The organism is Kribbella sp. NBC_00662, from assembly GCF_041430295.1.
Lineage (GTDB): Bacteria > Actinomycetota > Actinomycetes > Propionibacteriales > Kribbellaceae > Kribbella.
Genome location: NZ_CP109029.1, coordinates 4,478,330 through 4,492,685 on the forward strand (window position 1 = coordinate 4,478,330; position 14,356 = coordinate 4,492,685).

Genomic DNA, 14,356 nt, shown 5'->3' on the forward strand with positions numbered 1-14,356 from the left:
GACGTTTCGCCAATATCTTTCCTGGGCAGTGCACTCCTTGAAATAACCGCCCCATATTTCAAGGAGTGTCCCCATGAAGTCAGTGCTCCGTCGCGTCGTCGTCCCGATCGTCGCCGTCCTCGTCGGCCTGCTGCCCGGTGTGGTCGCGGTCGAGCAGGCGTCGGCGCTGACCAAGATGACCCACGCCCAGGCGACCGCGATCTTCTCGGCCGCCGGCATCACCTGGTCGTCCAGTGGCAACTGCTCGAACCGCAACAACTCCACCTGCACGTCGTTCGACCAGATCAACGACAGCACCGTGTACGGCGTTCGCACGCTGAAGCAGGCGAGCGGGTGTGCGGTCAACATCACCGGCGGCACCGAGACAGGTCACGCCAGCGGCACCTACAGCCACTGGAACGGCTACAAGGTCGACATCTCGAAGTACACCTGTGTCGGCAACTACATCCACAACACCTTCACCCGGATCGCCGACCGGGGTGATGGCTACCCGCAGTGGCGCTCAGGCGCAGGCAACATCTACGCCGACGAGGGCAGCCACTGGGACATCACGTACTACAACTGCGGCGGCTGCTGAGCCCCGTTTGACTGGTTGACCAGCGCGGTTGGGGGTTTGTGACCCTGAAGACGGGTGGCAAACCCCCAACCTGGTGGGTCAACCAGCCAAATTGGGTGGGGAGGGGTGAGGCAGGCGACAGTGCGTGGAGCAGGGAGTACTAGGCTTCGGGGCGTGATACCTCAATTGTCGGGGCACTCCCTGTTGGTGTTCGTGGGGATCCCTCTGCTGGTTGTCGCAGTGCTGGCGCTGCTGGTGTTCGCGTCGTCGATCGCCGACGGACCGCGGTACCGTCCAGGGCTGTCCTGGTGGGCTCCGCCGGTCTGGATCAACGGACCGACGGCGACCAAGCCGGACCCGGCCAACCTGCCCGAGCTGCCTCAGCTGAGTGGCACGCCGGGTACCACCGCGACTGCCGCGACCGGCGTCGCCCGCACGACCGGAGGCGCAAGTGCCAGCTGGTGACGCATTCACCCCTGACCAGCTCTACGACATCGAGCGAGCGGTCCGGTACGCCGAGGAGACCTCCGGCCTGCACTTCTCCGTGTACGTCGGCGGCGCGGACTCCGAGACCCGTCCGTTCGCGCTCGAGCTGTTCAACGAGCTCGACGACCCGGACAGCTCCGTCCTGGTGTACGTCGACCCGGCCGGTCGCCGTCTCGAGATCGTCACCGGCCCGCTGGCCAAGCGGCAGCTGTCGGACACCGCCGCCGGTCTGGCCGCGCTGAGCATGCAGACGTCGTTCGCCACCGGTGACCTCACCGGCGGTCTCGTCACCGGCGTACAGCAGCTCGGGACGCACGCTCACCAGCCGCCGCTGCTGCACGCCAGCGACGAGCAGCACAAGCTGTAGCACGTGGCCCCGGCCCTGCAGCCCCGCCGCATCGAGCTGGGCGATGTCGTACTGCGTCCTTTCGTCGCGTCGGACGAGGCTGCAGTGGCCGAGGCCTTGCGTGACCCCGGCATCCTCCGCTGGACCGCTGGTACGGCGGTCATCCGCGCGCCTGCCGACCAGCGTGCCCGCCGGTGGCTGGAGCCCCGCATCGACGGCTGGAGCCGCGGCAGCGCCGTCTTCGCGATCGCGGACGCCGCTACGGATCAGGTCCTCGGCAACGTGTCGCTGCGGGACGTCCACCGCATCCCGGACCAGGCCGTCGCGGCGTACTGGGTCAGCCCGCTCGCCCGCGGCCGCCGGCTCGGTGCGCGCGCACTCGACGCTGCGGCGACCTGGGGCTTCGCGGCCGACGGTCTCGGCCTGCATCGCATCTCACTCGACCACTCGCTGATCAACGAGGGCTCGTGCCACGTCGCGATCCGGGCCGGCTTCCAGCTGGAAGGCGTGATGCGCGACTACTACGTCGAGCCGACCGGCAAGCGGCACGACTCGCATCTGCACGCCAGGCTCTCCACCGACGTGGTCCGTCAGCCCGCGGATGCCGCCGGCTCGTAGGTCGGGCAGGCCGGGTTCGAGTAGGCCGCCTGGGTGCGCGGATCGAGACAGAGGTTGAGGACCTGCGCCGACGAGGTGCCGGGGCCCAGGTAGACGACCCAGGTGTTGATGACCGGCGTCATCGAGCTGCTGTTCGTCAGACCCGGGTACTGTCCGTTGACCAGCATCGCCTTCGCCGGAATCCCGGCCCGGGTGAGCTTGGCGGCGGTGTTCTTCGCACTCTGGTCCGCGGGCATGCCGACGTCGGTCGGGTACTTGTCGATCACGACGATCCATTGGCCGCGCTTGAACTTCGGCGAGACCGGGCCGGTGTTCACCTGCGGCGTCGTCTTCTGCGCCTTGGCCTTCGGGGCGACCGAGGTGGCCGACGGCTGCCGGTCGGCCTTCGTGGCGCTCCCGCTCGCGCCGGCGGTCGGTTCCGCCGGTGCGGCGGCGCCGGTGTCCGTACCCGATCCCATCCGCAGTCCGTCGGCCGGTGGGTCGTCGGAGGTTCCCCGGGTCAGGATGAACCCGAACACCGCGACCATCGCCGCCGCGGCCACAACTCCCGCGCCGATGGCGCTGTGCGAACGCTGCACCTTCCGCGGGCCCGCCGCGGGCGTACTGCGGCTGGCAGCGGTCTTCTGTTGTTTCCGCGCAACCCGAGCGGGCGGCTTCCGGTGATCGACGCGAGTCACGGCAAGGGCCCCTCCCCAAGAAAACCCGGACCGTCCGTGGATATGGACGGTCCGGTGCAGCTTAAACCGAACGACCGAATAAGTGAGCCTCTCTCAGGTGGCGAGAATCTCTTTCCCTGTAAGGGAATCGCGCACCGCACACGACTCCTCACGGTACGCCGACGAACAATCGTTTGACCCTCACGGAACGAGGTCGAGCGATCCGGAAGCGCAATGTGTTGACCTAGACCGCACTCCAGCTGATTCGCTCCTTGCCATGCGTTATCTGACCATCGGAACTGACCCCGCGCGACAGCGCCGGGTGAGCCGGATCGCCCTCGGGGCGATGCTCATGGGTACGGCGACCGACGAGGCGACGTCGTACGCGATTCTGGATCGGTACGTCGAGGCGGGCGGGACGTTCGTCGACACGGCCAACAACTACGCGTTCTGGGTCAACGGCACCCAGGGCGGCGAGAGCGAGCAGTTGCTCGGCCGTTGGCTGCGGAGCCGCGGCGTCGGGGACGAGCTCACGATCGCGACCAAGGTGGGCGGCCGGCCGCCGCGGCCGGCGAACGCGCTGAGCGAGGACCTGGAAGGCCTGTCGCCGCAGGTGATCAAGGAGTCGCTGGCTCGAAGCCTGGAGAACCTCGGCCGCGACCACGTCGACGTGTACTACGCCCACGTGCCGGACCCTGCCACACCGCTGGAGGTGCAGGTGGAGGCGTTCGGAGAGCATGCGGCCGAGGGGACCGTCGGACTGGTCGGCCTGAGTAACTACTGGAGCTGGCAGATCGAGCGGTTCCGGACGCTCGCGGCTACGGGCGGTCTGCCGACATGCGACGTTCTGCAGCATCACCACACGTACTTCCGGGCACGGACCGACCAAGGTCGTCTCCGGTCCCGGGACGGCGCCATCGGCGTCACTGACGGGCAGTTGCTCAGCTACCTGCGCGCGGAGCCCGGCCTGACGCTGGTGGCGTACTCACCGCTGCTCAGCGGTGGCTATGTCCGAGCCGACAAGCCGCTCGACGAGCTGTACGACCACGCCGGCACGAGAGCGCGGAAGATCGCGCTGGACGACGTGGTGCGCGAAACCGGCGCCACGGCGAACCAGGTCGTGCTGTCATGGCTGATGGGAGCTGAGATTCCGATCATCCCGCTCGTGGGCGCGTCATCGGTCGCTCAGCTCGACGAGACCCTCGCGGCGGCCGACCTCGAGCTCACGCCCGAGCAAGGCGACCGACTGGACGCAGCCGGCGGGAACTAGGTGCCGGACGGGATGCCGTCGTACTTCGACTTCGGGCGGGTGTCGAGGGCGTCGTCGAGCCAGGCGTCGATGTCGACGTCGGCGGACAGGATGTGGTGGACGTACGCCGTGCGTTCGTGGCTGAGGACCTCGAGCTCCCAGACGCACGGTGCCGCGCCGATGGGGGCCGGGCGGAGGTCGTCCACCTCCATGCCGCTGAAGATGCTCAGGCGGGACTGGAAGTCCTTCGCCCAGCTCTGCACCACGAGATAGATGCCGTCGTCGCCCAGATGCAGTACGACGACGCCGAGGCCGACCGATCCCATCGCGTCGTCGAACTCGAGCTGGCGGGTCGCCGTACCGCGGGCCACGTCGACCATGTGGTCGTCCCACTGCCGTCCGCGGGCGGTGACGACGTACGGCTTCACCAGGCGGTTCGCGAACCGCCAGGGCATCAGGGGAGTGACTGGGCGGGGTCGGTACGCCTCTGCGAGTCCGGTCAGCGCAACAGCTGCCGCACCGGCCAAGGCGGGGTCGGAGGCGGGCACCGAACCAGTCTTACCGCACTGCCAGGTTCAATGCGACAGGGCCGGTCTCTAGATGAGACCGGCCCTGTCGGAGGGGTCGATCAGGCGACGGCGTCCGTCGCCTGCGCGGCGATCGCGCGGGTCAGGTCGGCCTGCGCCTCGGTGACGTAGCGGAGCGTCGGAGCGTCTACCGCCGACGACTCTGCCGCCAGCCAGCCGGTCAGCGCGTCCAGCGCGCCCTGGTCCGCCAGGTGCCGCGGCGACAGGTACACCAGCACGTTCTCGCCCATCGACGAGCCGAGCCGCGTGTACACGTCCTTGGCCGCGTTCAGGTACTTGTCGACGTACGGCCGCAGCAGGTCCTCCTGGCCGGGCTGCTGGAAGCCGAGGATGGTCCGGAACTGCGTCTCGTTCGGGGTGTCCTCGGACTCCACCGCGATCCGCCAGGCCTCTTCCTTCGCCTCCGCGGTCGGCCGGGCGGCACGGGCCTGCGCGGCCCGCTCCTGTCCGGTGATCGTGGTGTCGCGGGTGAGCTCGTCCTCGATCTCGTCCGCACCGATCTTCCCGAGCCGGGCGAGCGCCACGATCAGCGTCCAGCGCAGGTCGGTGTCGACGGCCAGGCCCTCCGGCAGGTCACGGCCTTCCAGCCAGCCGGCGATGCGGTCCGCGCCGGCGGCCGAGAACACTGCCGAGCTGTACGCCCGGACGAAGGCCAGCTGGTGGTCGCTGCCCGGCTCGGCGTCGGCCACCAGACCGGCCAGCGCCTCCTCGAGCTGCGCCCGCAGCGCGGGCCGGTTCTGCGGGGCGGCGTACTGGTTGACGGCGCTGTTCGCCTGCGCGAGCAGCGAGCGCACACCGGTCAGATCGGTCTCGGCGCGGATGCCGCGCAGGACGATGCCGACGTACTGGCTGGCCGGCATCTCGGCGTCCCGGGTCATGTCCCAGGCCGAACCCCAGGCGAGTGCCCTGGGCAACGATTCGGTCAGCTGGTCGATCGACTCGACCAGCGTGGCCCGGGAGCGCTCGTCCAGCCGGATCTTCGCGTAGGTCAGGTCGTCGTCGTTCAGCAGCACCAGATCCGGCTGCGTCGCGCCGGTGAGCTCGGGCAGCTCGGTGCGGGCTCCGTCGATGTCCACCTCGAACCGCTCGGTCCGCACCAGGCCCTCGTCGGTACGCCGGTACAGGCCGACCGCGAGCCGGTGCGGACGCAGTACCGGGAACTTCTCGGTCGCGGTCTGCTCGATCGCGAACGAGGTGAAGGCCCCGGCGTCGTCGACGGCGAAGTCGGCGCGCAGCGTGTTCACACCGGCGGTCCGCAGCCAGCGCTCGGTCCAGTCGTCCAGGTCGCGCCCGGACGCCTTCTCCAGCGGCTTGAGCAGGTCGGTCAGCTCGGTGTTGCCGAACGCGTGGTCGTGGAAGTACTCCTTCAGCGCGGTGACGAACGTCTCCTCACCGACGAAGGCGACCAGCTGGCGCAGCGTCGACGCGCCCTTGGCGTAGGTGATGCCGTCGAAGTTCACCTCGACCGCGTGGAAGTCGATCATGTCGGCCGCGATCGGGTGCGTCGACGGCAGCTGGTCCTGGCGGTACGCCCAGTTCTTCCGGGCGTTGCAGAACGTCGTCCACGCGTCGGAGTACTTCGTCGTCGCGACCACCTGGGCCCAGTGGCTGGCCCACTCGGCGAACGACTCGTTCAGCCACAGGTCGTCCCACCAGGTCATCGTGACCAGGTCGCCGAACCACATGTGCGCCAGCTCGTGCAGCACGGTGTTGGCGCGGGACTCCAGCTCCGCATGCGTCGTCCGGCTGCGGAACAGGTACTCGTCCCGCAGCGTCACGCAGCCGGCGTTCTCCATCGCGCCCATGTTGTACTCCGGCACGAAGGCCTGGTCGTACTTGTGGAACGGGTACGGCGTCCCGAACGCCTCCTCGAACAGCGCGAAGCCCTGCTTGGTGACCTCGAACAGGTCCTCGACGTCCAGCGCCTCCTTCAGCGACGGACGGCACAGCAGCGACAGCGGGTACGCCCCGTTCGGACCCTCGTACACATCGGTCACCACGTGGTACGGACCGGCGACGACCGCGGTGATGTACGTCGAGATCCGCTCGGTCGGCGGGAACTCCCAGCGGGCCAGCTCCTCGCCGTGCTCACCGGTGTACGTCGTGGGCTCCGGCGTCGGTGCGTTCGAGATGACCGCCCAGCGGGCCGGTGCGGAGACGGTGAAGGTGAAGGGGGCCTTGAGGTCGGGCTGCTCGAAGGTGGTGAACACCCGGCGGGCGTCCGGCACCTCGAACTGCGTGTAGAGGTAGGTCTCCTTGTCGGCCGGGTCGACCGAGCGGTGCAGCCCTTCACCGGTGCGGGAGTAGAGGCAGTCCGCGACCACGGTCAGCTCGTTGCGCTCCGCCAGCCCGTCGAGCTGGATGCGTGCACCGTCGTACACCACGTCCGGATCGAGGGCGACGCCGTTCAGGGTCACCGAGCGGACCTTGTCCGCGATCAGGTCGGCGAACGTGCTCGCGCCGGCAGTGGCGGTGAACGTGACGGTGGTCACGGACGGGAACGTGGGGGCGCCGCTCGGGGCGCCGGTCAGGTCGAGCTCGATCGCGTAGGTCACGTCACTGACCACGCCCGCACGGGAACGCGCCTCGTCGCGCGTCAGGTTGGTTCCAGGCATGTCCGCATCCTATGCACCTGGTTCTCGGGTTCGCCGAGGGTTTCCCCGCGACATTGGGTATTGGATACCGAGACGATATCTGGGGTTCTTCAACTTTGTATGATGGTGAATATGACTGCCTCTGCAGATTTCTGGTTCGACCCGGCCTGCCCCTGGGCCTGGATGACATCTCGCTGGATGCTCGAGGTCGAGCAGGTCCGGGATGTGAAGACGACCTGGCACGTGATGAGCCTCGCCGTCCTGAACGAAGAGCGGATGGAGCACGACGAGAACTGGCAGCGTCTGATCGGCCGGGTCCGGGTGCTGATCGCCGCCGAGCAGGCGCACGGCAACGAGGTCCTGCTGCCGCTCTACACCGCGCTGGGCCGCCGGATCCACAACGAGGGCCGTGGCGGCAAGGACGACGCCGTACTGGTCGAGGCGCTCGAGGAGGTCGGCCTGCCGTCGTCGCTGATCGAGGCCGCGGACACCGACAAGTACGACGACGCGCTGAAGAAGTCGCACCACGCCGGTATGGACCAGGTCGGCATGGAGGTCGGTACGCCGGTCATCGCGGTCGAGGGCACCGCGTTCTTCGGACCGGTCGTGACGCCGGCTCCCAAGGGCGAGGCGGCCGGCAAGCTCTGGGACGGCGTCCGGCTGGTCGCCGGCACCGAGGGCTTCTTCGAGATCAAGCGCACCCGCGACCGGGGCCCGATCTTCGACTGACGGTTCAGGGGTTGAAATCGGAGGCCCCGGGCGGTGAAAGTTGCTCACCAAGCAATCCGCCAAGTGGTGAGTAGGTTCCATATGATCGCCGTACCCCTAGACGTGACTGTCGGGATCGCTGTGTTCGACCGTCACACCGGACAGTTCGTCGAGCAGCTCAACGCCGACCGTCAGTTCCGGTCCGCGTCCGTGGTGAAGCTGCTGATCGTGCTGGACTACCTCTGGGAGCGTGGCCCGCAGTACGACGTTCCGCCTGCGGACCGCGACCGGCTGGAGGTCATGTTGCGCAGCAGCGACGACGACGCGGCCAGCCACTACTGGGACGAGCTCGGCGGTGCGGCGATCGTGGAGCGGATGGTGGGGCGGCTCGGCCTGACCCACACGGCCGGACCGCCCGCCACCCACCCGGGCTTCTGGGGGTACGTCGCGATCACCGCCGCCGACACGGTCCGGATCTATCGATACATCCTGGACCGTGCTCCGGAGCCGGTCCGGGCGTACGTGATGGACCACCTGCACAGGCCGACCCGTCACGGCACCGACGGCTTCGACCAGTACTTCGGCATCGCGTCGGCGTTCGACCCGGACTTCAGCATCAAGCAGGGCTGGTCCGGGTTCCAGGGATCGAGCGGCTACCGGTCGGACCGGAAGAAGCCCGAATCCGAGCTGGACCTGGTCAGCGATGCGCTCCACACCACCGGGACGGTCGGGACGGACGACCGGATCATCGTCGCGGTCTTCACGCTGCATCCGAGCGGAACGCCGTACGAGCAGGCCTATGCCACGGTGACCCAGCTGACCGCGGGGCTGACGGTGCCGGGCGGCGTACGCGCACAGGCCGGCTGACAGTAGATTGCAGGCCATGCGAGTGCACATCGGCTGCGACCATGCCGGATTCGAGCTGAAGAACCACCTGGTAGAGCACCTGACTGCTGCCGGGCACGACGTCGTCGACCACGGCCCGGCCGTGTACGACGCCGTGGACGACTACCCGCCGTTCTGCCTGCGGACCGGGCAGGCCGTCGTCGACGACCCGGGCAGCCTGGGCATCGTGATCGGCGGCTCGGGCAACGGCGAGCAGATCGCCGCGAACAAGGTGAAGGGCGTCCGGGCCGTGCTGGCCTGGAGCAACGACACCGCACGCCTGGGCCGCGAGCACAACAATGCCAACGTGGTCAGCGTCGGCGCCCGGATGCACACCGCGGAGGAAGCGACCGGGTTCGTCGACCTCTTCCTGGCCACCGACTACTCCGGCGAGGACCGGCACACCCGCCGGATCGACATGCTGACGAACTACGAGTCGACCGGCGAGCTCCCGCCTTTGCCGTGATCGTCACCGGACTTTTCTCCGGCCGGGCGGCGTTCTTCTTGTCGACGGGGCCGGGACACGTCCCGGGCCCGCATCGAGCGGCCCGTACCGACCACGGCCGGAGTCGGAGGCGCAGCGCGCCCGCCCTTCGCTGCACCGGAACCACCTGTCGTCCCCATATGAGGAATCATGCCTGAAGGTCACACCCTGCACCGCCTGGCCAACGACGTCTGGGACGCGTTCGGCGGCCGCCTCGTCCAGGCGTCCAGCCCGCAGGGCCGGTTCGTCGACGGCGCCGCACTGCTCAACGGACACGTCCTGAGGCAGACCGAGGCTCACGGCAAGCACTTCCTCGCCGACTTCGAGGGCGCCGGCTGGCTGCACATCCACCTCGGCCTGATCGGCAAGATGGACATCAATCCGGCTCCGGTGCCGGAGCCGGTCGGTCAGGTACGGCTGAGGCTGCAGAACGCGACGTCGTACGCCGATCTGCGCGGTGCGACCGTCTGCGAGGTCATCACCGGCGAGGAACGTGACAAGCTGCTCAGCCGGCTCGGGCCGGACCCGCTGCGCGACGACGCGGACCCGGAGCCGGCCTGGAAGCGGATCCACCGCAGCAAGCTGCCGATCGGGCAGCTGCTGATGAACCAGGACGTGCTCAGCGGGGTCGGCAACGTGTACCGCGCCGAGGTGCTGTTCCGCGCCAAGCTGAACCCGATGACGCCTGGCAACGTGGTCAAGAAGCGGGAGTGGCAGGGCATGTGGGACGACCTGCTCGCGCTGATGAAGTACGGCGTCGAGACCGGCCGGATCGACACCGTTGCCGACGACCACACACCGGAGGCGATGGGCCGTGACCCACGCAAGGACGATCATGGCGGTGAGGTCTACGTCTACCGGCGGCAGGGGCAGCACTGTTTCGTCTGCCAGTCGGTGATCCGGACCAAGATCCTGGCCGGCCGCAACCTTTTCTGGTGTCCCAAGTGCCAACGCACCGGACTCACCCGCAAGAGCTGAAACTCATCAGTTGTGTTGCGAATTGATGCGCGGACCGAGCGGTGCCGTTATCTTCTTCACACCATGAGGAAGAGCGGCGGTCCAGCGCTGGTACGACGCATCGGCCGCCGGGTCGAAGCGCTGGGCCGTCGTGCCCGCCGTTCCCATCGGCTGGCGTTCGTTGCCCTGGCGCTGACGCAGCTGGTGATCGCGATCGCGAGCTTCGTCTGGATGACGTTCGTACCGGCCTCGTTCCTGATCGTCCCGCTGGTCGTCGGCGGCGTTCTGCTGCGGTTCGGTGAGCTGGTCGCGCTGACCGGGATCACGGCGGCCTTCGGTTCGTACGTCGTGCTGTCCCGCGGCATGACGATGCCCCGGATCGGCTTCGTGCTGGTTCTGGTGATCGTCGGCTGGATCATGATCACCAGCGCCAAGGTGCGCAGCCGGCTCGGCGTGGCCGGCACCCGGAGCGAGTCGATGCTGATGGAGTTGCGGGACACGCTCACCGCGCAGGGGGAGATGCCGACGTTGCCGCCGGGCTGGCGGGTCGAGGTGGCGATCCAGTCCGCCGGCGGGTCGACGTTCTCGGGCGACTTCGTGGTGTCGACGATGCACGGCGACTTCCTCGAGGTGGCGCTGGTCGATGTCTCCGGCAAGGGAATCGACGCCGGCACGCGGGCGCTGCTGCTGTCCGGTGCGTTCGGCGGGCTGCTCGGCGTCGTGCCCGAGCAGGAGTTCCTGCCGTCGGCGAACCAGTACATCCGCCGGCAGGACTGGGACGACGACTTCGCGACCGTGGTCCATGTCGTGCTCGACCTGCGAACCGGGGACTTCGACGTACGCACGGCCGGGCATCCGCCGGCGATCCAGTTCGACGCGTGGTCGGGGCGCTGGCAGACGCGGGACGCGGACGGCCCGCTGCTCGGGCTGATGGAGGCTCCGGAGTTCAAGGCGAACCACGGGCTGCTGCGGCCCGGGGACGCGTTGTTCCTCTACAGCGACGGCATGGTCGAGACGCCGCGCCGCGACATCGGCCGCGGCACCGACCGCCTGACCGGACACGCGGAACGCCTTGTGGCACAGGGATTCGTCGGCGGCGCCGCCGACCTGGTCGCCACCGCCGGCGGCCCCGGGGACGACTCGGCGATCGTGATCATCCACCGCACGGCGCATGCCTGAGGCAACCAAGTCTCTCGTTGTCAGCATTTCGTTTGTTGACTTGGGCAACTAGAGGGTCATACTGCAGATGAGACGTCCGCCCGGGCTTTGATCACATGCCAGACAGGGGACGGGGATGCTCATCAAGGGGGTTCGTGCGCAGGCTGCCGGAGCGGTGGTGGCGGTCGGTGCGCTCACGGTTCTGATCGGTGCCGCGGCGATGTTCGTCCGGCCGATGGGTGATGCCGGGTCCGCGGGGGTTCCTGCGGGGGCGGCGATCGCCGCGCCGCCGGGGAACAACGGGACGATCAAGATCGACGGTGTCGACATCGGCGGAGGGCCCCCGGACAACAACCCGCACCAGGGGTGCACGTTCACCGTCGAGTTCTACAACTTCGACGAGGGGCCGTACAACGCGCAGGTCATCTTCGAGGACCAGCCGCCGACGGCCGACGGCGGGCTGCAGGTCGTCTCCGGCGATCTCACCCCGTTCATCGGCGGCGACCCGGCCGGTGGGGGCAACGACCTGGACGCCCGGGTGACGTACACGCTGAAGTTCACCGGCCAGCCGCAACCGCAGCAGGGCTACCACGTCAAGATCACCGTCCACGCCCCCGGCTCGATCGGCGCCGACGCCAAACACAAGGTCTTCTGGGTCGAAGGCTGCGACGCCCCACCCACCACACCCCCAACAACTCCACCCACCACGCCTCCGACCACGCCGCCCACGACGCCACCCACCACGCCTCCGACCACGCCACCTACGACTCCTCCGACGACGCCGCCCACGACGCCTCCGACCACGCCGCCCACGACGCCTCCGACGACTCCTCCGACCACGCCGCCGACCACGCCTCCGACGACGCCGCCGACGACGCCGCCGACCACGCCTCCGACGACTCCTCCGACCACGCCGCCCACCACGCCGCCCACCACGCCGCCGACCACGCCTACGACGCCACCGACAACTCCGGTGACGACGCCGCCCATCACGTCGCCCGTGACGCCGTCGACAACGCCGTCGTCGGTTGCTCCTACGCACCGGGGGACTGGTAGCTCGCCGGGTTCTGGTGTGCCGACTGCGGTGGATGCCGGGCTGTCCGGACCGCCGGCGGCGCCGGTTGGCGACGGCGGTCGAGGTGAGGCGGGCGGCATCCTGATGACACTCGGCGGCATGCTGCTTGCCGGTGGTACGACGGCATCGCTGCGCCGCCGCGGACGACACATCCGCTGACCGCCTGTGGATAACATCGGCGATCTGTGCCGCCAATCGTTACCGAGCCGCCTTGACTGCTGTGACGGAACCGAAATACTTCTCGGGACCCACCCCTGCACCGTTCGAGGATGAAATGACCCCCACGGGTGTTCGCTCCCGGCTCTCCGGCATCGTTGCCGCAGCCGGAGCCCTGTCCCTGCTACTCGGCGCGGCGGCCCTGCTGGTCGCGCCCTCCGCCAACGCCGACCAGAATTCCGTGGCCGGCGGCCACAATCCGCCCGGGAACAACGGCACGGTCAAGATCGAGGACGCCGACATCCAGAGCGGTCCGCCGGACAACAACCCGCACCAGGGCTGCACGTTCGTCGTCGAGTTCTACAACTACGACGAGAACCCGGACTACTACGCCACGGTGACGTTCGAGGACCAGGCGCCGACCAAGGACGGCGGACTCCAGGTGGCCTCCGGCAACCTTCATCCGTTCATCGGCGGAGACGCGGCCGGCGGCGGCACCGACCTGGACGCCAAGGAGACGTACACGCTGAAGTTCACCGGTCAGCCGCAGGCCCAGCAGGGCTACCACGTGAAGCTGACGGTGAACGCGCCCGGCTCGATCGGCGCGGACAAGAAGTCCAAGGTGTTCTGGGTCCAGGGCTGCGACGCCCCGCCCACCACCACCCCGCCGACGAAGACGCCGTGCCCGACGAAGACGCCGACCAAGCCGCCGACGACTCCGCCGACCACCACGACGCCGCCGACGAGCCCGCCCACGACCACCGAGCCGCCGACGACTCCGCCGCCGACCGCTCCCACGACGACGCCGCCGAGCAGCCCGGCCACAACCCCGTCGTCGCCGACCACCCCGACCGATACGCCGCCGGCGAACACTCCGCCGACTGCCACCACGACGGCGACCACGCCGGTGCCTGACGTACCGGGTGCGTCGCAGTCGCCGTCACCGGGCGTCCCGACCGAGGTCGACGCCGGCTTCGGCGGCGGTGCCGGTAGTACGTCGAATTCTGTTGCCGGTAGCAACAGCCCGTTCGGTCTGGCGGGCGGTCTGCTGCTCGCGGCCGGCGGCCTGCTGCTCATCGGCGCCGGAGTGGTCGCCCTGCGGCGGCGCGGAAGGCACAGTGTCTGAGTGGGGCTGATGTGAGCTCTGCCCGTCGACGCGGCCGCCCCGCTCCACTTCGGTGGAGTGGGGCAGTCGCGCTCGTGGGAGTCGGCGTTCTCGCGGCCGGCGCCTATCTGCAGTTCGGGGACGACCACGCCGGAGCGTCGCCCTCGCCGGCCGCCCCGGTGCAGCCGACGGCATCGTCGTCGGCGTCCGCCACCGCGATCGGTCCGGGCCGGCTTGCGGTCCCGCCGCCCGCCCAGACCGGTTCACCAGCAGGTCGTCCGTCGGCGGCACGCGCTGGGCGACCGACGGCGATCACCATCCCGCAGTTGAACGTGAGCGCTCCGGTCGTGGCGATCAAGGCTGTCCATGCGGCCTTGACGCCGCCATCCGATCCGTCGACGGTCGGCTGGTGGTCGGGCGGCGCACAGCCTGGCGCCAGAAAGGGCTCGGCCGTGATCACCGGCCACACGGTGCACAACGGCGGCGGGGCCTTCGACAACCTCGGCAAGCTGGTCCCGGGATCGACCGTCCGGGTGGCGACGGCTCGTGGTCCGTTGCAGTACCGGGTCACGGCGGTGGCGACGTACCGCAAGGCGACACTGGCCAAGAGGGCGGCGCAGGTGTTCGACCAGGGTGTTCGTGGGCGACTGGTGCTCGTCACGTGTGAGGACTGGAACGGTCAGGTGTACCTCAGCAACGTTGTCGTGATTGCACTGCCGATGGCGTAGCCTGCTCC

The 14,356-nt window shown here is 68.9% G+C and carries 16 protein-coding genes; 13 read left to right on the forward strand and 3 right to left on the reverse strand.

Translation table 11 applies throughout. The features are described from left to right. Positions 1–73 precede the first annotated feature (73 nt). The 4 genes from OHA10_RS22540 to OHA10_RS22555 all read left to right on the forward strand — a co-directional run bounded on the left by OHA10_RS22540 (position 74) and on the right by OHA10_RS22555 (position 2,006). Positions 74–577: a hypothetical protein gene (locus OHA10_RS22540; protein WP_371400738.1), complete on the forward strand. Its 504-nt coding sequence runs from the start codon at positions 74–76 to the stop codon at positions 575–577. A gap of 153 nt (positions 578–730) precedes the next feature. Continuing rightward, entirely contained in the window at positions 731–1,021 is a 291-nt protein-coding gene (locus OHA10_RS22545; RefSeq protein ID WP_371400739.1) for a hypothetical protein, read from the forward strand. Continuing rightward, on the forward strand, positions 1,008–1,409 hold the full coding sequence (locus OHA10_RS22550; RefSeq protein ID WP_371400740.1) for a DUF5130 family protein: 402 nt from the start codon (positions 1,008–1,010) through the stop codon (positions 1,407–1,409). Before OHA10_RS22545 ends, OHA10_RS22550 begins: the two co-directional genes overlap by 14 nt. A 3-nt stretch (positions 1,410–1,412) precedes the next feature. Continuing rightward, a complete protein-coding gene (locus OHA10_RS22555; RefSeq protein ID WP_371400741.1) occupies positions 1,413–2,006 on the forward strand; it encodes a GNAT family N-acetyltransferase in 594 nt (197 codons plus the stop codon). On the opposite strand, the gene OHA10_RS22560 is transcribed toward OHA10_RS22555, so the two are convergent. Then, positions 1,979–2,683, reverse strand: coding sequence for a hypothetical protein (locus OHA10_RS22560; RefSeq protein WP_371400742.1), 705 nt, complete (start codon positions 2,681–2,683; stop codon positions 1,979–1,981). The genes OHA10_RS22555 and OHA10_RS22560 overlap by 28 nt on opposite strands. A 256-nt stretch (positions 2,684–2,939) precedes the next feature. Here OHA10_RS22560 and OHA10_RS22565 point away from each other — a divergent pair, with 256 nt between their 5' ends. Continuing rightward, on the forward strand, positions 2,940–3,932 hold the full coding sequence (locus OHA10_RS22565; protein ID WP_371400743.1) for an aldo/keto reductase: 993 nt from the start codon (positions 2,940–2,942) through the stop codon (positions 3,930–3,932). Here the strand turns inward: OHA10_RS22565 and OHA10_RS22570 are convergent. Beyond that, complete coding sequence (locus OHA10_RS22570; RefSeq protein ID WP_371400744.1) at positions 3,929–4,459, reverse strand: hypothetical protein; 531 nt, start codon at positions 4,457–4,459, stop codon at positions 3,929–3,931. The genes OHA10_RS22565 and OHA10_RS22570 overlap by 4 nt on opposite strands. An 80-nt stretch (positions 4,460–4,539) precedes the next feature. Next, on the reverse strand, positions 4,540–7,113 hold the full coding sequence (gene pepN, locus OHA10_RS22575; protein ID WP_371400745.1) for an aminopeptidase N: 2,574 nt from the start codon (positions 7,111–7,113) through the stop codon (positions 4,540–4,542). Positions 7,114–7,224: 111 nt separating this feature from the next. Between pepN and OHA10_RS22580 the strand changes: the two genes are divergently transcribed. The 8 genes from OHA10_RS22580 to OHA10_RS22615 all read left to right on the forward strand — a co-directional run bounded on the left by OHA10_RS22580 (position 7,225) and on the right by OHA10_RS22615 (position 14,348). Then, positions 7,225–7,821: a DsbA family protein gene (locus OHA10_RS22580; protein ID WP_371400746.1), complete on the forward strand. Its 597-nt coding sequence runs from the start codon at positions 7,225–7,227 to the stop codon at positions 7,819–7,821. A gap of 66 nt (positions 7,822–7,887) precedes the next feature. After that, entirely contained in the window at positions 7,888–8,667 is a 780-nt protein-coding gene (locus tag OHA10_RS22585; RefSeq protein WP_371400747.1) for a hypothetical protein, read from the forward strand. A 16-nt stretch (positions 8,668–8,683) separates the two neighbouring features. Further along, the gene (locus tag OHA10_RS22590; RefSeq protein ID WP_371400748.1) at positions 8,684–9,151 is read left to right on the forward strand and encodes a ribose-5-phosphate isomerase; all 468 of its coding nucleotides are present in this window, start codon (positions 8,684–8,686) and stop codon (positions 9,149–9,151) included. Between the two features lie 168 nt (positions 9,152–9,319). Beyond that, positions 9,320–10,147 carry an Fpg/Nei family DNA glycosylase gene (locus OHA10_RS22595; protein ID WP_371400749.1) on the forward strand — a complete coding sequence of 276 codons (828 nt, stop codon included), beginning with the start codon at positions 9,320–9,322 and terminating at the stop codon, positions 10,145–10,147. A 63-nt stretch (positions 10,148–10,210) separates the two neighbouring features. After that, entirely contained in the window at positions 10,211–11,305 is a 1,095-nt protein-coding gene (locus OHA10_RS22600) for a PP2C family protein-serine/threonine phosphatase (RefSeq protein WP_371400750.1), read from the forward strand. A 115-nt stretch (positions 11,306–11,420) separates the two neighbouring features. After that, positions 11,421–12,518 carry a hypothetical protein gene (locus OHA10_RS22605; protein ID WP_371400751.1) on the forward strand — a complete coding sequence of 366 codons (1,098 nt, stop codon included), beginning with the start codon at positions 11,421–11,423 and terminating at the stop codon, positions 12,516–12,518. Positions 12,519–12,633: 115 nt separating this feature from the next. Next, positions 12,634–13,641, forward strand: a complete 1,008-nt coding sequence (locus OHA10_RS22610) for a hypothetical protein (protein ID WP_371400752.1) — start codon at positions 12,634–12,636, stop codon at positions 13,639–13,641. A 74-nt stretch (positions 13,642–13,715) separates the two neighbouring features. Further along, on the forward strand, positions 13,716–14,348 hold the full coding sequence (locus OHA10_RS22615) for a class F sortase (protein ID WP_371400753.1): 633 nt from the start codon (positions 13,716–13,718) through the stop codon (positions 14,346–14,348). Positions 14,349–14,356: the final 8 nt, after the last annotated feature.